The sequence below is a fragment of the Streptomyces sp. CA2R106 genome, assembly GCF_037034245.1.
In the GTDB taxonomy this organism is placed as follows: Bacteria; Actinomycetota; Actinomycetes; order Streptomycetales; family Streptomycetaceae; genus Actinacidiphila.
This window is the reverse complement of sequence record NZ_JBAGKC010000003.1, coordinates 475,703-491,572: the sequence shown is the minus strand read 5'-3', so window position 1 is coordinate 491,572 and position 15,870 is coordinate 475,703. Positions and strand designations below refer to the sequence as shown.

The 15,870-nt window shown below is 75.6% G+C and carries 17 protein-coding genes; 6 read left to right on the top strand and 11 right to left on the bottom strand.

Annotated features, from left to right (window positions below; translation table 11 throughout):
• Positions 1-47: 47 nt before the first annotated feature.
• The 4 genes from WA788_RS07750 to WA788_RS07735 are packed head-to-tail and all read right to left on the bottom strand — an operon-like array spanning position 48 to position 4,268.
• Positions 48-1,370, bottom strand: a complete 1,323-nt coding sequence (locus WA788_RS07750; protein ID WP_335972914.1) for an ABC transporter substrate-binding protein — start codon at positions 1,368-1,370, stop codon at positions 48-50.
• A complete protein-coding gene (locus WA788_RS07745) occupies positions 1,370-2,287 on the bottom strand; it encodes a carbohydrate ABC transporter permease (RefSeq protein ID WP_335972909.1) in 918 nt (305 codons plus the stop codon). Before WA788_RS07745 ends, WA788_RS07750 begins: the two co-directional genes overlap by 1 nt.
• Positions 2,284-3,243, bottom strand: coding sequence for a carbohydrate ABC transporter permease (locus WA788_RS07740; RefSeq protein ID WP_443033988.1), 960 nt, complete (start codon positions 3,241-3,243; stop codon positions 2,284-2,286). Before WA788_RS07740 ends, WA788_RS07745 begins: the two co-directional genes overlap by 4 nt.
• Positions 3,240-4,268 carry a LacI family DNA-binding transcriptional regulator gene (locus WA788_RS07735; protein WP_335972907.1) on the bottom strand — a complete coding sequence of 343 codons (1,029 nt, stop codon included), beginning with the start codon at positions 4,266-4,268 and terminating at the stop codon, positions 3,240-3,242. The genes WA788_RS07740 and WA788_RS07735 overlap by 4 nt, the downstream gene beginning before the upstream one ends.
• A gap of 239 nt (positions 4,269-4,507) precedes the next feature.
• On the opposite strand from WA788_RS07735, the gene WA788_RS07730 reads away from it, so the two are divergent.
• A complete protein-coding gene (locus tag WA788_RS07730) occupies positions 4,508-4,906 on the top strand; it encodes a YunG family protein (protein WP_335972905.1) in 399 nt (132 codons plus the stop codon).
• Positions 4,907-4,948: 42 nt separating this feature from the next.
• On the opposite strand, the gene WA788_RS07725 is transcribed toward WA788_RS07730, so the two are convergent.
• Positions 4,949-5,476, bottom strand: a complete 528-nt coding sequence (locus WA788_RS07725; protein WP_335972900.1) for a MerR family transcriptional regulator — start codon at positions 5,474-5,476, stop codon at positions 4,949-4,951.
• A 30-nt stretch (positions 5,477-5,506) separates the two neighbouring features.
• Positions 5,507-6,544, bottom strand: a complete 1,038-nt coding sequence (locus WA788_RS07720) for an MDR family NADP-dependent oxidoreductase (RefSeq protein ID WP_335972897.1) — start codon at positions 6,542-6,544, stop codon at positions 5,507-5,509.
• Between the two features lie 352 nt (positions 6,545-6,896).
• Between WA788_RS07720 and WA788_RS07715 the strand changes: the two genes are divergently transcribed.
• From WA788_RS07715 to WA788_RS07705, 3 genes are all read left to right on the top strand, one after another.
• Positions 6,897-7,580: a helix-turn-helix domain-containing protein gene (locus tag WA788_RS07715; protein ID WP_335972892.1), complete on the top strand. Its 684-nt coding sequence runs from the start codon at positions 6,897-6,899 to the stop codon at positions 7,578-7,580.
• 73 nt (positions 7,581-7,653) lie between these two features.
• The gene (locus WA788_RS07710; RefSeq protein WP_335972888.1) at positions 7,654-8,472 is read left to right on the top strand and encodes a universal stress protein; all 819 of its coding nucleotides are present in this window, start codon (positions 7,654-7,656) and stop codon (positions 8,470-8,472) included.
• A gap of 141 nt (positions 8,473-8,613) precedes the next feature.
• A complete protein-coding gene (locus WA788_RS07705; protein WP_335972886.1) occupies positions 8,614-9,093 on the top strand; it encodes a DUF3761 domain-containing protein in 480 nt (159 codons plus the stop codon).
• Between the two features lie 90 nt (positions 9,094-9,183).
• Here the strand turns inward: WA788_RS07705 and WA788_RS07700 are convergent, their stop codons facing one another.
• Positions 9,184-9,963, bottom strand: a complete 780-nt coding sequence (locus WA788_RS07700) for a transglycosylase SLT domain-containing protein (RefSeq protein ID WP_335972885.1) — start codon at positions 9,961-9,963, stop codon at positions 9,184-9,186.
• Between the two features lie 361 nt (positions 9,964-10,324).
• On the opposite strand from WA788_RS07700, the gene WA788_RS07695 reads away from it, so the two are divergent.
• Positions 10,325-11,293, top strand: coding sequence for an LLM class flavin-dependent oxidoreductase (locus WA788_RS07695; RefSeq protein WP_335972881.1), 969 nt, complete (start codon positions 10,325-10,327; stop codon positions 11,291-11,293).
• Positions 11,294-11,495: 202 nt separating this feature from the next.
• Here the strand turns inward: WA788_RS07695 and WA788_RS07690 are convergent, their stop codons facing one another.
• On the bottom strand, positions 11,496-12,236 hold the full coding sequence (locus WA788_RS07690; RefSeq protein ID WP_335972879.1) for a nitroreductase: 741 nt from the start codon (positions 12,234-12,236) through the stop codon (positions 11,496-11,498).
• Between the two features lie 103 nt (positions 12,237-12,339).
• On the opposite strand from WA788_RS07690, the gene WA788_RS07685 reads away from it, so the two are divergent.
• Positions 12,340-12,933 carry a TetR/AcrR family transcriptional regulator gene (locus WA788_RS07685; RefSeq protein ID WP_335972876.1) on the top strand — a complete coding sequence of 198 codons (594 nt, stop codon included), beginning with the start codon at positions 12,340-12,342 and terminating at the stop codon, positions 12,931-12,933.
• A 79-nt stretch (positions 12,934-13,012) separates the two neighbouring features.
• Here WA788_RS07685 and bla read toward each other — a convergent pair whose 3' ends face one another.
• The 3 genes from bla to WA788_RS07670 form a co-directional block, all read right to left on the bottom strand.
• Complete coding sequence (gene bla, locus WA788_RS07680) at positions 13,013-13,963, bottom strand: class A beta-lactamase (RefSeq protein ID WP_335972874.1); 951 nt, start codon at positions 13,961-13,963, stop codon at positions 13,013-13,015.
• A gap of 68 nt (positions 13,964-14,031) precedes the next feature.
• Positions 14,032-15,360: a diaminopimelate decarboxylase gene (lysA, locus tag WA788_RS07675; RefSeq protein WP_335972871.1), complete on the bottom strand. Its 1,329-nt coding sequence runs from the start codon at positions 15,358-15,360 to the stop codon at positions 14,032-14,034.
• Positions 15,361-15,372: 12 nt separating this feature from the next.
• Positions 15,373-15,750 carry an SAV_915 family protein gene (locus tag WA788_RS07670; protein WP_335972869.1) on the bottom strand — a complete coding sequence of 126 codons (378 nt, stop codon included), beginning with the start codon at positions 15,748-15,750 and terminating at the stop codon, positions 15,373-15,375.
• Between the last annotated feature and the right edge of the window lie 120 nt (positions 15,751-15,870).

The following is a 15,870-nucleotide window of genomic DNA, read 5'->3' as shown; positions in this document are numbered from 1 at the left end:
TGTGCGGGTGGGTGCGGCGCGCCCCGCGGACGGGGCGCGCCGCCCCGTCAACTCCGGTACCGCTCGAACACCCGGTTGCCGTCCCGGACGAGCTTGCGGCGCAGCGTGTCCAGCGATATCGCGCCGTTGTAGTACTGCTGGAGCGCGGGCGTGGCGATCTTGTCGGACCACTCGGGGTAGCCGCGCATGCTCAGCGCGGGCGACGCGGTGAGGTGCCGCGCGACCGCCATGCCAGTGGCCCACCCGAGTTCCGCGGTGGTCAGCGACGGGTCGCGCAGCGCCGCGGTGCCGGTGGGCGGCATCCAGTCGCCCTGGGCGAGCCGCACCAGGTGCGGGGTCTGCGTCAGGAAGTCGATGAACTCCACCGCCGCCTGCTGGTGCTTGCAGGACTTCGCCACCGACAGCGTCTGCGGGCTGACCCCCTGGGCCCGCCCGCCGTCGGGCGCGCCGCGGCCGGCCGGCAGCGGCAGGGTGACCCAGTCGAAGTGCGCGGGCGCCTGCTGCTGGACCTGCTGCCGGTAGGAGAAGCCCAGCGGCAGCATGGCGTACCGCCCGGCGAAGAACCCGGGCAGCAGGTCGCCGCCGCCGAGCGCCAGCGCGCTCGCGGGCGCGGAGCGGTCGGTCCCGACCTGGCGGCGCACCAGTTCGGCGAACGCGGAGTCCGCCGCGCCGAACCGTACCTCGGTGCGGCCGCTGCCCTGGTCCCTGTAGAGGACGCGGCCGCCGTCGGTCAGCGCCAGGTTCAGCGTCAGGCTGACCGGCGAGCGCATCGGCCAGGCGGTGCCGTAGCGCTCGGCGCCGCCGCCGTGGTGGGACAGCTCCCGGCAGATGTCCTCGAACTCCTGCCAGGTCCACGGCCGGTCGGCGGCCGGCAGCCGGATGCCCGCCGCGGCCAGCAGCGTCCGGTTGGCCAGGAGCACCTTCGGCTCCTGGAGGAAGGGCACCCCGTACAGCGCGCCGCCGAACCGCGCGGTGTCCCAGGTGCGCTGCGGGATACGGCTCTTCAGGCCCGCGGGCAGCAGGCCGGTCAGGTCGGCGAGGTAGCCGCCGGAGCCGAAGTCGGTCAGGTCGACGCCCTCGTCATGGATGACGTCCGGCGCCGCGCCGCCCTCGAAGGACGTCAGCAGCTGGTCGTGGACGTCGTCCCAACTGCCCTGCACGTAGCGGACCCGCACCTGCGGGCGCCGCGCGTTCCACTGCGCGACGAGCGCCTTGTTCGCCGCGACCGACTCCGCCTGCCAGGCCAGCGACAGGAAGTCCAGCCGCGGCACACCGGAGCCGGCGTCCGCCCCGCAGCCCGACAGCAGCGGCCCCGCGCCGGCCGTGCCGGAGGTCGCGGCGGTGGCGGCCAGGAGAGTACGGCGGCGCATCAGCCCTTCACCGCCCCGGCCGTCACGGCACCGGCCAGGCGCCTTTGCAGCAGGGCGAAGAACAGCAGGCTCGGCAGCGTGGCGAGCAGCGACGCGGCGGCGAGCGGGCCGAGGTCGGCGGCGCCCTCGGCACCCAGGAAGTGCGTCAGGATCACCGACATCGTCTGCTTCTCCGGGGACTTGAGCAGGACCAGACCGAAGAAGAACTCGTTCCAGGCAGTGACGAAGGAGAACATCAGTGTGGCCACCAGGCCCGGGGCCAGCAGCGGCAGCACCACGCTGCGCAGGGTGCGGGCCCGGCCGCACCCGTCGATCGCGGCGGCCTCCTCCAGGGAGACCGGCACCGCCCTGACGTAGCCCTGGAGCATCCACAGCGCGAACGGCAGCGTCCACACCACGTAGACCAGGCCCAGGCCGAGCCGGGAGTCGACCAGGTGCAGGTTCTTCAGCACCATGAACAGCGGGATGACCACCAGCACCAGCGGGAACATCTGGCTGACCAGCACCCAGGCGGTGCCGGCCCGGCTGACCGCCGAGCGGAACCGCACCATCGCGTAGGCGGCCGGCACCGCGACGGCCACCGACACCAGCGCGGCGCCCCCGGCCACCAGCAGGCTGTTGAGCGCGGCGTGCAGCAGCGGCTGCTGGTCGAAGGCGGCGCGGAAGTTGCCGAGCGTGGGGTGCCGCGGCAGCCACGTCGGGTGCACCGAGCCCAGCTCCCGCGGCGACTTGAACGCGGTCGAGACCAGCCACAGCAGCGGGAAGGCGAGGAAGACCAGGTAGCACAGCAGCGCCAGATACTGCCCGGCGCGCCCCGCCCGGCGGCGTGCGGTGAGCCGCCCGGCGCGCGAAGGAGCGCCCGGGGCGGCGGCCCGCGGCGGTACGGCGGCCGGACCGGCCGCGTCGGTCGCGCTCATGAGTCCTCCTCGGTCAGGCGGTTGCGCAGGAAGACGGCCAGCAGCACGGCGATCACCGCGACCATGACCAGCCCCATGGCGGCCGCGTAGCCGAACTGGCCGTAGCGGAACGCCTCGTCGTAGGCGAAGAGCATCGGCAGCTCCGTCTTGCCGCCGGGCCCGCCGCCGGTCAGCACGTAGACCAGGCCGAAGGAGTTGAAGTTCCAGATGAAGTTCAGCGCGGTGACCGACAGCGCCACCGGCCGCAGCGCCGGCCACGTCACCGCGGTGAACCGCCGCCAGGCCCCGGCCCCGTCCAGGGCGGCCGCCTCGCGCAGCTCCGGCGGTACGTTCTGGAGGCCGGCCAGCAGCACCACCGTGGTCTGCGGCATGCCCGCCCACACGCCCACCACGACCACCGCGGGCAGCGCCAGCGACAGGCTCGCCAGCCAGTCGGTGGTGCCGTCGGTCAGGTGCAGGTCGCGCAGCGTGGTGTTGAGGATGCCCGCGTCCGGGTGGTACACCAGCCGCCACATGATGCCGACGACCACCTCCGGCATCGCCCACGGCACCAGCGCCAGGGTCCGGGCCAGCCAGCGCAGCCGCAGGTCCTGGTCGAGCAGCACCGCCAGGCCCAGCGACAGCAGGAACTGCACGGCGGTCACGCACACCGCCCACAGCAGCCCGATCCGGAACGACTGCCAGAACAGCGAGTCCAGCCGCAGCTCCCGGAAGTTGTCGACACCGGTGAACGTGGTGGCGTGGGTGACGCCGGACTGCGCGTCGGTGAAGGCCAGCGCGATCCCGTACAGCAGCGGGCCGACGCTCAGCACCAGCACCGGGACCAGCGCGGGCAGCAGCAGGAACCACGCGTCGCGGTCCAGGCCGAGCACGCGGCGGCGCGCGGCCCGGGTACGCGGCGGGGGAGTGCCGGCGCTCCGGCCGGCCCCGCGCCGCGGTATCGCCTCGGCGCTCACGACGCGCGCCCCGCCGAGGCGGCGGTCGAGCCGCGGACGACCAGCCGCGGCGCCACCGTCGCGCACCGCACCGGGTGCCGGCCGCCGCCGAGCCGGGCCAGCAGCATCTCGGCCGCGATCCGGCCGCGTTCGGCCGCGCCGAGGTCCACGCTGGTCAGCGCGGGGCGGCCGGCGCGGGCCAGCTCGCTGTCGTCCATCCCGGCCACGGCCAGCTCGTCGGGGACGCGCAGGCCCCGGTCGAGGGCGGCGTGCACCGCGCCCAGCGCGAGCTGGTCGTTGGCGCACAGGACGCTGTCGATGTCCGGGTCGGCGTCCAGCAGGCGGTGGGTGGCGGCGGCGCCGGCCGCGATGCCGAACTCGGTGGTGGCGGTGAGCGCCGGGTCGAGGGCGAGCCCGGCCTCCTCCAGCGCGATGCCGTAGCCCAGCGCGCGGTTGCGGCCGGGGACGGTGTCCGCCGGGCCGCCCACGAACGCGATCCGCCGCCGCCCCGAGGCCAGCAGGTGCCGGACGGCGAGCACCGCGCCCGTCACCGAGTCCGCCCGCACGCTGTCCACCGGCGCCCCGTCGGGCAGCGACCCGATGACGACGACCGGGCCCGCCGCGTCGGCCAGCACCCGCAGATGCTCGGCCGTGACCCGGATCGGCACCAGGATCAGGCCGTCGCTGGTCCGGTCGGCCAGGGCGCGCACCACGTCCAGCTCGTCCGCCGCCACCGCGTCGGTGGCGTGCAGCAGCAGCCGGTAGCCCGCCGGCTTCGCGGCCGCCTGTATCCGGCGGACCATCGCGGCGTACACCGGGTTGCCCACGTCCGGCAGCGCGAAGGTGAGCTGCCGGGTACGGCCGCCCTTGAGCGATCTGGCCACGCCGTTGGGGACGTACCCCAGTTCGGAGGCGGCCTGCCGGACCCGGCGGACGGTGTTCGGGCGCGCGCCGTGCCCGTTGAGCACCCTGGACACCGACGCGACGGACACCCCCGCCCGCGTGGCGATCGTCTCGACGGTCGGCGGTCCGGCGGAAGTCGTCATGGCGGTCCCTTCGCTGGTCCGGCGGACGGGCCGGGACGGCGCCCAACCGGCCGGTAAACGTTTACAGTTCGCGCCTGGCGGTCCGCCTCCGGAGGTCATGGGTTTCCGACATGGTGCGGGGGCGTTTCACCACCCGTCAATGAGGCCGGAGTTCAAACCACCCGCACGAGCGAAGCGGCGGCGAGTGCGGCTCCGCGGTACCTGAGCCGATTGTCAGAGGGTGCTGCGATGCTGGCGGCATGACCTCCTGGAGCCTGCTGGACCTCGATCGCGCCCTGCGTGCGAGCTGGGCCGACGACACCTGCTCGCCCGACGACCTCGCCGACTGGCGGCCGGACAACCCCTCCTGCGGCCACTGCGACATCACGACGCTGCTCGTGCACGACCTCTTCGGCGGCAGCCTCCTCGTCGGCGAGGTCCACATAGCCGGCACCCAGCACGGCTACCACTGGTGGAACCGGCTGCCCAGCGGCGTCGAACTCGACCTCACCCAGGAGCAGTTCCGCCGCGGCCAGACCGTCGGCGCCCCCCGCGCCGTCGAGCGCCCGCCCGGCCCGCTGCCCCGCCGCTGGCCGGAATACCTGCTGCTGCGCGAACGCGTCGCCGCCCGCCTCGGCCCCCTCCCGGAGCCGAGCTGACGCCTGCCGCCGTTCACGGGGTACCGCCGGCCGCCCGACCGGTCAGGCACGGGCGCCCGGCGGCGGCCCGCCCGCCAGGAGGTGGGTGAGGCGGGCCCGCAGCCGGGTCAGGCGGTCGATCTCCGCGTCGAGCGCGGCCAGCCGCAGCGCGACGACACCGCCGGGCTCGGGCACGCACACCGGCATCGGCCCCCCGTCGAGCAGCAGGTGCATTCGGGGCGCGAGCCCGCGCAGGTCGGCGACCGTGAAGCCCGCCGCCAGCAGGTCGCGGATGATGCGGACCCGGGCCACGTCCGCGGGCCCGTACTGCCGCTGGCCCGAGGCCGTACGCGCCGGGGTGGGCAGCAGGCCGCGCTGCTCGTAGAAGCGCAGCGCGCGCGGGGTGGTGCCGGCCGCGGCCGCCGCGTCGCCGATCCGCAGCAGTACGGTGCCGCCGCCCTCCGGCCCGCCCGCGGCCGCCGCCACGGTGGCTGCCGAGCCCGTGCCGCTGCCCGCGTCCGCGCCCGCGCCGGTTTCTGCGTACGCGTACGCGCCCGCGTCCGTTTCTGGGTCCGCCCACCCGGTCCGCATCCCTGGCCTCCTTCGTCCACCGGCAGGCGGCTACACGTCCACGATCACCGTGCCGAAGTGCCGCCCGCGCACCAACTCCTCCAACGCCTCCGGAGCCCGTTCGATGCCCGCGACCCGGGTGTGCGGGAAGCGGATCGCGCCCGCCCGCAGCCACTCCCCGAAGCGGGCCGTCCACTCCGGGATGACGTCCTGGTGCGTCAGGCCGCTGTAGCCGCGCAGCGCCACCCCCTTGAGGATCAGCGGGGTGCTGTCCACCGTCACCGGCGCACCGGCGCCGTCCCCGGCCGGGTCGAGCTGCCCCGACAGCGCCCCGACCAGCGCGAACCGCGCGCCCTGCCGGGCCGCGCCCACCGCCGCGGCCAGCTGCTCCCCGCCGACGTTGTCCAGCAGGACGTCCACCCCGTCCGGCGCCGCCTCCGCCAGCCCGCGCGCGAACGCGCCGGGGCCCTGGCCGCGCAGCACGGCCGCGTCGTATCCCAGCTCCGACACCAGCCGCTCGCCCTTCGCCGCCGATCCGGTGGTGCCGATCACCCGGGCCGCGCCGAGCCGCCGGGCGATCTGGCCGGCGAGCGTGCCCACGCCGCCCGCCGCGCCGGTGACCAGCACGGTGTCGCCCTCGCGCACCTGCCCGAGCCGGGTCAGCGCGCCGTAGGCGGTGGCGCCCTGGTTCAGGTACTGGGCCGGCTCGGGCAGCGCGGCCTGACCGTCCAGCCGTACGGCCTGCCCGGCCGGCAGCACCGCGTACTCGCGCCAGCCGAGCATGTGCGTCACCGGGGTGCCCGGGGGCAGGCCGGCGCCCTCCCCGGCGGCCACCACCTCCCCGACGGCGTGGCCGAGCAGCGTGTCCCCGGGCCGCAGCGGCGGCAGCGGCGCGTCCCGGACCCCGCCGCCCAGCAGGGTGCGCAGCGCGGCGAAGACCAGGAAGTGGCGGTTGCGCACCAGCACCTCGCCCGGGCCGGGCGCCGGGACCGGCGCCTCCACCACCTCGAAGTGCCGCCGTTCGGGCAGCCCCGCGGGCAGTTCCGCCAGCCGCACCTCGTGTGCGGTGCCGCTCGTCGCCGTGGCCATCGCCGTTTCCTCTCCGTCGTCCGTATGTCGCGGGTCCCGTGAGCCGCAGGGGCCGCGGGGGCCGTACGCCCGCGAGGTCCCGTGGGGCCCTTCGCAGCAGGTCCGCACGCCGCCGTGCCGGTCCGTACGGCCCCTGCGAGCGCGCCGGAACGCTAACCCCTGACCCGCACGTCAGGGTCAAGCGCGGGTCCGAGCGCGGGTCGGGCCGTATCCCCCGTATGGCGCAAGCCGGGCAGGAGGTCCAGGCTGGTAGTAAGCCCTGGCGCCGGCGTGGCGGGTCCGGGTCCGGGTCGCGCCGCACGCGCGTCGCCTGTTTCCGCCGCGCCCCATCCCGGCCGGAGGGAGGACTGGCATGTATGACAACGCCGATCCCGTGACGCGGCCCGACCCGCGGGTCCTCGCCCGCCGGGTGGCCGAGCGCCGGCTCCAGCTCGGGCTGAGCGAAGGCGCGCTGGCCACCCAGGCGGGCATGGCACCGCGCTATCTCCAGCACCTGCTCGGCGCGGGCGTGGACTTCGACCCGGGCGGCTTCGTCCGGATCGCCTCCGCGCTGCACCTGTCCTACGACGACCTGCTGGAGGGCCGTACGGGGCTGCCGCCCGGGCAGGGCGAGCCGGCCGTGCACCCCGCGCTGCTGCGCCTGACCGAGCACGAGTGCTGGGATCGGCTGGGCAGCCGGGGCGTGGGCCGGGTCGCGCTCGCCCTCGAGCCGAGCCCCGGTGTCTTCCCGGTCAACTACGCGGTGGACGCCCATGCCGCGGACGGCCCGTCGATCGTCTACCGCACCGCCCCGGACAGCGTGGCCGCGCCCGGCGCGGGCGCCGCGGTGTCCTTCGAGGTGGACCGGGTGGACGACCACGTCAGCCAGGGCTGGAGCGTGCTGCTGTCCGGCGTCGCCGAGCACGTGGACGACCCGGTGGTGGCCCGCCGGCTCAGCGAGAGCCACGTGGTGGAGCCGTGGTCCGGCGGCGACCTGCCGCTGTGGGTGCGGATACGGCCGGGGCACGTCAGCGGGCGGCGGATCGGGGTGCTGTGAGCCGCCGGACCCGTACCCCCGCCGGGTGGGCGCCCCGGCGGGGGCGGTCGCACCGAACGAGGAGGCGGACACCATGCGCCGTACGGTCGCCGTCGGAGTCGACGGTTCCCCCGAGAGCCTGGCCGCCGCGGACTGGGCGGCGCGCGAGGCCGTACGGCGGCGGGTGCCGCTGCGGCTGGTGAACGCGGCTGCCCCGGCGCCCGGGCTGGCCGGCCCCGCCGACCCGCACCCCGCGCCGGTCACCGTGAACTGGTCGCCGTACGCCGTGGCCGACGAGCTGCGGCGCGCCCACCCCGCGGCGGAGATCACGGTCGACCAGGTCGCCGGGCAGGCGCTGCCCGTGCTGTTCGCCGCCGCCGACGAGGCGGCGCTGGTGGTGCTGGGCTCCCGCGGGGTGGGCGCCGCGGCCGGCTTCCTGCTGGGGTCGGTCGCCCTGACCGTCGCCGGGCAGGCGCCCGTGCCCGTCGTCCTGGTGCGGGCCGCCCGCACCTCCGAGGCGCGCGGCGGCGGCGACGTGGTGCTCGGCCTCGACCTGGTCCGGCCCGGCGAGGGGGTGCTGCGGTTCGCCTTCGACGCCGCCGCCCGGCGCAGCGGCACCCTGCGCGTCGTCCACGGCTGGAGCCAGGGGCCCCCGGCCGGCCCCGACGCCGGTACCGAGGTGCTCGCCGCCGCCCTCGCCCCCTGGCGCGAGCACTACCCGCAGGTCCGCGTCTCCGGCGAAGCGGTCACCGCCGACCCCGCCCACCACCTCCTCGCCGCCTCCGCCGACGCCGCCCTCCTCGTCCTCGGCCGCCACGAACCTCCCACCCGCCTCTCCCCGCACCTCGGCCCCACCACCCACACCGTCCTCCACCAGGCCCCCCTCCCCGTAGCCGTCATCCCCGCCACCTGATTCCGGCGGCCCGCGGCCACCCGCGGACCCGCCCCCGGGAGCGCTACTCCTACGTAACGTCACAACTCGGCCACTCCGCCGATGCCCGGCGAAGCGGGCTGGCACGCTCATCCCTCCGCAACCGAACCAGGGGGGACGAACATGCGCAGCCACGCCCGTATCACCAGATCCGACGGCCCCGCGCGGCACGGGAGACGCAGGGGCCTGCGGGCCGCCGCGGCCGGCGCCGCGGTCGCCACCGGGCTCCTCGCGAGCGCCTGCGGGCCGGCCGCTTCCGGGACGGGGAACCCGGCGCCGCCCGCCACCACCACTGCGGCCGCCACCACCGCGCCCGCGCCCGCCTCCGCGTCCCCCTCCGGGACGACCGCAGGGCCCACCTCGCCGCCGCCCACCACCGTGCCGGTGACCGCGACGGCGCCTCCGGCCGCTCCGACCACCCGCGCCGCCACCCACCGGCCGACGGCCGCGCCCACCACGCGGCACACCACGGCTCGTACCGAAGCGCCGGTCGCCCCCGGGGGCGGGGCCACCGCCAAGTGCAACGACGGCACCTACTCCTACAGCCTCCACCACCAGGGGACCTGCTCCCACCACGGCGGAGTCGCCGTCTTCTACAAGTAGGCCGCCCCGGCGCCGGGGTAGCGCGAAGGGCGGCGGCCCGGTGGGGCCGCCGCCCTTCGCGTGGGGGGTGGTGGGTGCGTGCGGGGGGCGTCAGTACGCCGAGTTCACGTTGTCCATCGAGCCGTACTTGTGGGCCGCGTAGTTGCAGGCCGCGGTGATGTTGGCGACGGGGTTGTAGATGTTCCAGGACGTGCCGGACACGTGGTAGGTGTCGAAGGTCGGGTTGATCACCTGGAGCAGACCCTTCGAGGGGATGCCGTTGCGGGCGTTGATGTCCCACAGGTTGATCGCCTTCGGGTTGCCGCTCGACTCGCGCATGACGTTGCGGTGGATGCCCTCGTACGTGCCGGGGATGCCCTTCTTGTGCATGATGTCGAGGGACTGGCGTATCCAGCCGTCGAGGTTGTTCGGGTAGGTCTTCACCGCGGCCTTCTTCGCGGCGGCGGCCTTCTTGGCAGCGGCGGCCTTCTTCGCGGCAGCCGCCTTCTTCGCGGCGGCGGTCTTCTTCGCTGCCGCGGCCTTCTTCTCGGCGGCCGCCTTCTTCACGGCTGCCTCGTGCGCGGCGGTCTTCTTCGCGTCCGCCGTCTGCACGGCGGCGGCCAGGTCGACCTTGTGCGTGGTGCCCTGCGTGGCGCTGTGCACCACGAGCGCGGACTGCTGGACCGGCTGACCGGCGGAGACGCTGAACCCGGTGGTGGCGTCGCTCGCCGCGGTCGCCGAACCGGCTCCTGCGGTCGCTTCCACGCCCACGACCGCGAGCAGGGCCGCGGCCGCGGCGGTGGTGCCGACAGTCGTGATCTTGCGCTGCTTCGACAGCCGGGTGAACGAGGAGACGCCGGGGAGCTTCTTGGTGACCGTGGGGAACTGCATTGCGGGTTTACCTCTTCCGTTGGGGACTCGTGAATTGTTAGAGCTCCCGGATTCAACGGTCAAAGGTCGCATCTACGGACAAAACCGTAGGTGAATTGGGTGCCGGAAAAGGGTCCGCGCACACCCGCCGCGTCACGCCGCCCGCCCGCCCGCAGGCCCTACTAACGCGCTTAGTTTGTGACGTGGGCTATATCGAGGGGATCACACAGGACCTCCTCAGCAAGCACAGGACGTACCCGGCCGCGTGCACACGGTGTCGAAATTCCGGCGGTTTTCCGGGGCGCGCCGACATACGCTCGCACCGGCCGGGAAGCGGGCCCGGCGACCCGCCGGCCGACGGCCGCGGAAAGAGGCGAGCGCCGTGGGCGACCAGGTCACCGTGGACAGCAAGGACGACCCGACCAGCACGCGCGGCCCCCGGGTCGCCGCGGCACGCGCGGCGCTCGGCCCGGTCGGCGTGGTCCTGCCGGTGTCCTTCACCGGCCAGCCCGCGGTGTCGGCCCAGCGCGCGGCCGTCGTACAGCTGGAGCAGGCCGGCTACCGCACCGCGTGGACGAACGAGGTGGTCGGCGGCAAGGACGCCCTCGTCCACGCGTCGATCCTGCTCGGCGCGACCCGGCACCTGGTGCTCGGCACCAGCATCGCCAACATCTGGGCCCGCTCCCCGCAGACCCTGCACGCCGCCGCGGCCCAGCTCGCCGAGGCGTACCCCGGGCGCTTCGTGCTCGGCGTCGGCGTCGGCTACCCCGACCAGGCGGCGGCGGTCGGCCGTGCGTACGGCAGCCCGCTCGCCACGCTCCGCGACCACCTCGGCCGGATGGACGCCCCGACCCAGCCGCCCGCGCCGGAGGCGCCCTACCCCCGGATCGTCGCCGCCAACGGGCCGCGGATGCTGGCGCTGGCCGCCGAGCTGAGCGACGGCGCCCTGCCCGCCGGGATGCCCGAGGCGTACACCGCCTACGCCCGGAAGGTGCTCGGGCCGGACCGGCTGCTGGCCGTCGGGCTGAGCGTGGTGCCCGGCGACGACCCCGAGCAGACCCGCGCCGCCGCCCGCCAGATGGCGACCGCCCTGCTCAGCCGCCCCTCCTACGCGGCGGTCGCCGCCAAGCTGGGCCTGCCCGGCGCCGGCGCCGACCCCGCCGCTCCGGACGACGCGCTGGTGGACGCCCTCGTCGCCCACGGCGGCCCCGACGCGATCGCGGCCGCCGCCCGCCGGCACCTCGCCGCGGGCGCCGACCATGTGCTGCTCCTGCCGCAGCCCGGCGAGGAGTACGCCGCCGCCGTCGACACCCTGGCCGCGCTGGCCCCGGCCCTGGCGGACCTCACCTGACGGCGGCCGGGGGCGTCCTCAGGGCCTGTCGTGCGGACCGCCGGTGACGCGGCGCCGCGGAGATCCGGACGACAGGCCCTACCGCAAGTAGCTCGGCTCCCGAGGCGGCCGGCCATATGACAAACTCGCCGTCCGATACGAGGCGACCGTGCTGGTCGCAGCCCGCAACGAGTGGCTGTGACCAGCGCTTTCGGGACCGACTCTAGGTGTGGAACGTGGTGGTTGCCTCCAGGGCCGCCCGGCCGGTCGCGACCCGGTTCACCGGCGCGTTCTCGTCGGCGTAGCCGAAGGAGATACCCACAAGCAGCTTCCCCTCGTCCACTCCGAGTTGATCGCGGACAGTGTCGGCGTAGAAGCTGAGCAGGCCCTGCGGGCAGCTGGCCACGCCGTAGCCGGTCATGGCCAGCAGCAGCGTCTGCAGGTAAGCGCCGGCGTCGGCGGCCAGTCGCGGCCCGCCGTCGCCGGTGACGAACAGGAACGCGGCGTGGGGCGCCCCGTAGAAGCCCAGACTCTCCGCGTCGTAGGCCGTGCGCGCCGGGTGGTCGTCGGGGCCGATGCCCAGCGCTCCGTACAGGCTGGCACCGAAGGCGGCCCGCCGTTCCTGGTGGACGGGAGCGTACATGTCCTCGGCGTACGGGTAGTCGGCCGTGACGCGTCGCTCGGCGTGCGCCGTTCGCAGGGCGTCGGCCAGACGGTCTCGCCGTGCGCCACCGACCACCTCGACCCGCCACGGCTGCGCGTTGGAGTTGGACGGCGCGGTGCCGGCCAGGGAGAAGACCTCGCGCAGAGTGTCCTCGGGTACCGGGTCGGGACGGAATGCGCGGGTCGCGCGGCGCCCGCGGATCAGCTGCTCGGCGTACTGCGACGTTCGTGTCCCGCCCGGCTGTGTCCCGCCGGTGGGCGCCTGGCTCGTGCGTGTCCGGGTGAAGGCCGGTCCGCTCATGGAACTCTCCTCAGGATCACTGAAGTAAACGTAACCGTTTACCTGAAGGGGTACTATAGCCAGCCACCCCCCTCCGAAGTAAACGAGAACGTATACTTACGTCATGACCACGATGACGACGGCGTCTCGACGGCCGGGGCGCGGAGGGCGGGAGCGCATCCTGGCCGCCGCGGCCGGACTGTTCGCGGCCCAGGGGATCAACGCGACCGGCATGGAGCAGATCGCGGAGCGGGCGCCGGTGTCCAAGCGCACCCTCTACGCGCACTTCAGGACCAAAGACGAGCTGGTCCTCGCCCATCTCAAGGACCTCTCCTCGACGGGGCACACCCTGGAGAGCGTGCTGGCACGCGAGGACATCCCCGCCAAGGAGCGCATCCTCGCACTGTTCGACCCGCCCCCGACCGGCACGGACCCCGTGCGCGGATGCCCGTTCATCGACGCTGCCGCGGAGTTCCCCGACCCCCAGAACGAGGTCCATTCCTACGCCCGCGAAATGAAACTGCTGATGGTGCGGCTGGTGACCGACCTGGTGGCAGAAATGGGCTGCCGCGAGCCCGCCGTCCTCGCCGAGCAACTCGTGACCCTCGCGGACGGCGCCGCCAGCCGCGCCATGGTGCTGGGCGAGTGGAACTACGGCCGGCACGCGCGGACAGCGGCGGAGACCCTCCTGGAAAACGCGCTGCCGACCACGATCTGACAGGTCCTACCGGGTTGCTCGGTATGCCTGGCGCCTGATGCGAAGATCCCGCCGCTCGACCGAGAGGAAAGCGGGACTTTCACGACAGGCCCTGGTACCCCAGCGCGTCGAGCGCGGCCTTCGTGGCGTCCGCGACCAGCCCGTCCGCGGACGCCGCGTCCGCGCGCCCGCGGTCGGACAGCACACTGACCACCACGGGCGCGCCGTGCGGCGGCCAGGCCACCGCGATGTCGTTGCGGGTCCCGTACCCGCCGCTGCCGGTCTTGTCGGCGACCTTCCACCCCGACGGCACCCCGGCCCGCACATAGGGGCCGCCGGTGGTGTTGCGCACCATCAGGCCGGTGAGCAGGGCGCGGCGGCCGGCCGGCAGGGCGCCGCCGACCAGCAGCGCGCGCAGGTCGGTGCCGAGCGCGCGGGCGGTGCTGGTGTCGCGGGTGTCCCCGGGGACGGCCGTGTTGAGCGCGGGCTCGGGCCGGTCGACCCCGGTGACGGCGTCGCCCATGCCGCGCACCGCCCGCCGCAGCCCGGCCGGTCCGCCGAGCCGGTCCAGCATCAGGTTCTCGGCGGTGTTGTCGCTGTACCGCAGCGCCGCCGCCATGACCGCCCGCAGCGTCATCCCGCCGCCCGGGCCGCTCCCGGCGTGCCGCGACGTCACCGGCGAGTACGCCACCAGGTCCGCGGCCGGATACCTGACGACCTCGTCGAGCCCGGCGTCCGTCTCCCGGGCCAGGAGCGCGGCCGCGGCGAGCACCTTCACCGTCGAGCAGTGCGCGAACCGCCGGTCCGCCCGGTAGGCGACGCTCCGGCCCGACCCGGTGTCCAGGACGTACACCCCGAGGTGCGCGCGGTACCGCTGCTCCAGCGCGGCCAGCTCCCCGGCCGCGTCGGCGTCCCGGACGGTGCCGGTGCCCGCCGGGGAGGGCGCGACATGCGCGGCGCGGGGCGCGCCGGCACCGCACCCGGCCGTCAGGAGGGATACGGCGGCGAGCGCACCCGCCGCCCGCCGGGTACGCCGATCGGTCGCAGGCATGCGCACCACTGTGGGCGGCGCGCCCCACCGGGTCAACGACCCCCGCCGCCGTGGCGCGGCCCGCCGGCTCACAGGCCGACGTCGCGGCGGCTCATGTCGGCCAGCGACTCGCGCCGCACCAGGACGCGGGCCGCGCCGTCGCGGACGGCGACGACCGGGGGACGGCCGACGAGGTTGTAGTCGGAGGCCATCGACAGGTGGTAGGCGCCGGCGGCGGGCACCGCCAGGAGGTCGCCGGGCCGGATGTCGGCGGGCAGCGGCACCCCCTCGGCGAGGATGTCGCCCGCCTCGCAGTGCCGGCCGACCACGCTCGCCGGGGCCGTGGCGGCGGGGGAGCGGCGGCCGACGAGGCGCGGGGTGTAGCGGACCCCGTACAGCGCGGGCCGGGGGTTGTCGCCCATGCCGCCGTCGACGGCGACGAAGGTGCGCACCGGGGTGCGCTTGACCGACAGCACGCGGTAGACCGCGACCCCGGCCGGGCCGACCACCGCGCGCCCGGGCTCCAGGGTGAGGCGGGGCACGGGCAGTCCGGCCCGGGCGCAGCCGGCCGCCAGCTCGGTGCGGACCCGGTGGGCCAGCAGCCGCGGGTCGAGCGCCTGCTCGCCGGGGCGGTAGGCGATGGCATGCCCGCCGCCGAGGTCGAGCCGGCCCAGGACCAGGCCGTGGCGGTCGCGGATACGGGCCATCAGCCCGACCATCCGGCGCAGCGCGGCGACGTACGGGCCGGTGGTGGCGATCTGCGAGCCGAGGTGGCAGTGCAGGCCGACGAGTTCGAGGCGCGGCTGCCCGATGATCCGCTCGACGGCGTGGTGCGCGGAGCCGTCGGCGAGGGACAGGCCGAACTTCTGGTCGTCGGTGCCGGTGCGCACCGCGGCGTGCGCGCCGGCCGCCACGCCCGGCGCGACCCGCACCATGACCTGCTGGCGGTCGGTGGGCGCCACGATGGACGCCAGCCGGGCGATCTCGGACATGCCGTCCAGGACGATCAGCCCGACACCCAGGCGCACCGCGGTGTGCAGGTCCTCCGGGCTCTTGGCGTTGCCGTGCAGCACGATCCGCTCGGCGGGCACGCCCGCCGCGACGGCCACACCCAGTTCCCCGGCCGAGCAGACGTCGAGTCCGAGCCCCTCGTCGGCCACCCACCGGGCGACGGCACGGCACAGGAACGCCTTGGCCGCGTAGAGGACCTCGGCGTCGGGGAAGGCGGCGCGGTAGGCGCGGCAGCGGTCGCGGACCTCGCCCTCGTCGAGGACGTACAAAGGGGTGCCGAACCGGTCGGCGGCCTCGACGAGGGAGACCCCGCCGACGGTGACGTCCTGGTCGCCGCCGGCCGGCAGCCGGGTCGAGGCGGGCCAGATCGCGAGGTCCGGGGCGGGGGAGGCGACGGAGACGGACATGTCGCGCGCCCCTCAGCCGATCGCCCGCAGCGCGCCGGGGCGCCGCACGGTCGGTCCGGTCGGCACGGACGCCGGTGCCGCCGGTGCCGCCGGCACCCGGGCGGGCGCGGGCGCGCAGAACCGCGGGTCCACCGTCACGCAGGTGACGCCCAGTGGTTCGGCGAGCGCCCGCAGCGCCGCCGCCGACAGCCTGACCCACGGCTGGTCGGCGCCCAGCACCGCCGCCAGGCGCTCGGCGCTGGTGAAGCCGACCGCGGTGCGGGTGCCCAGCGGGGTGCGGAAGAAGCGCGCGGTGCACCCGCCCGGGCCCGGGCGGACGGGGACGAGCAGCGGTCCGGCCGGGACGGGTTCGTCGGGGTCGGGGTCCTCCGGGTGACGGGTCGCAGCCACAGGTGCCTCCAGGTGCAGAGCGTGGAACCGGCGTCCGGCGGGGTGCCGTGGGCGCCTCGTCGACGCTAAGCCCGCGGACCTGGGTGCCCGCCGCCCCCTGACGCGCGCTTGACGCCCCGC

What these genes read in the sequence shown, in the direction of transcription:
- WA788_RS07750 (WP_335972914.1), bottom strand. Translation starts at nt 1,370, where the DNA reads ATGCGCCGCCGTACTCTCCTGGCCGCCACCGCCGCGACCTCCGGCACG.
- WA788_RS07745 (WP_335972909.1), bottom strand. Translation starts at nt 2,287, where the DNA reads ATGAGCGCGACCGACGCGGCCGGTCCGGCCGCCGTACCGCCGCGGGCC.
- WA788_RS07735 (WP_335972907.1), bottom strand. Translation starts at nt 4,268, where the DNA reads ATGACGACTTCCGCCGGACCGCCGACCGTCGAGACGATCGCCACGCGG.
- WA788_RS07730 (WP_335972905.1), top strand. Translation starts at nt 4,508, where the DNA reads ATGACCTCCTGGAGCCTGCTGGACCTCGATCGCGCCCTGCGTGCGAGC.
- WA788_RS07725 (WP_335972900.1), bottom strand. Translation starts at nt 5,476, where the DNA reads ATGCGGACCGGGTGGGCGGACCCAGAAACGGACGCGGGCGCGTACGCG.
- WA788_RS07720 (WP_335972897.1), bottom strand. Translation starts at nt 6,544, where the DNA reads ATGGCCACGGCGACGAGCGGCACCGCACACGAGGTGCGGCTGGCGGAA.
- WA788_RS07715 (WP_335972892.1), top strand. Translation starts at nt 6,897, where the DNA reads ATGTATGACAACGCCGATCCCGTGACGCGGCCCGACCCGCGGGTCCTC.
- WA788_RS07710 (WP_335972888.1), top strand. Translation starts at nt 7,654, where the DNA reads ATGCGCCGTACGGTCGCCGTCGGAGTCGACGGTTCCCCCGAGAGCCTG.
- WA788_RS07705 (WP_335972886.1), top strand. Translation starts at nt 8,614, where the DNA reads ATGCGCAGCCACGCCCGTATCACCAGATCCGACGGCCCCGCGCGGCAC.
- WA788_RS07700 (WP_335972885.1), bottom strand. Translation starts at nt 9,963, where the DNA reads ATGCAGTTCCCCACGGTCACCAAGAAGCTCCCCGGCGTCTCCTCGTTC.
- WA788_RS07690 (WP_335972879.1), bottom strand. Translation starts at nt 12,236, where the DNA reads ATGAGCGGACCGGCCTTCACCCGGACACGCACGAGCCAGGCGCCCACC.
- WA788_RS07685 (WP_335972876.1), top strand. Translation starts at nt 12,340, where the DNA reads ATGACCACGATGACGACGGCGTCTCGACGGCCGGGGCGCGGAGGGCGG.
- bla (WP_335972874.1), bottom strand. Translation starts at nt 13,963, where the DNA reads ATGCCTGCGACCGATCGGCGTACCCGGCGGGCGGCGGGTGCGCTCGCC.
- lysA (WP_335972871.1), bottom strand. Translation starts at nt 15,360, where the DNA reads ATGTCCGTCTCCGTCGCCTCCCCCGCCCCGGACCTCGCGATCTGGCCC.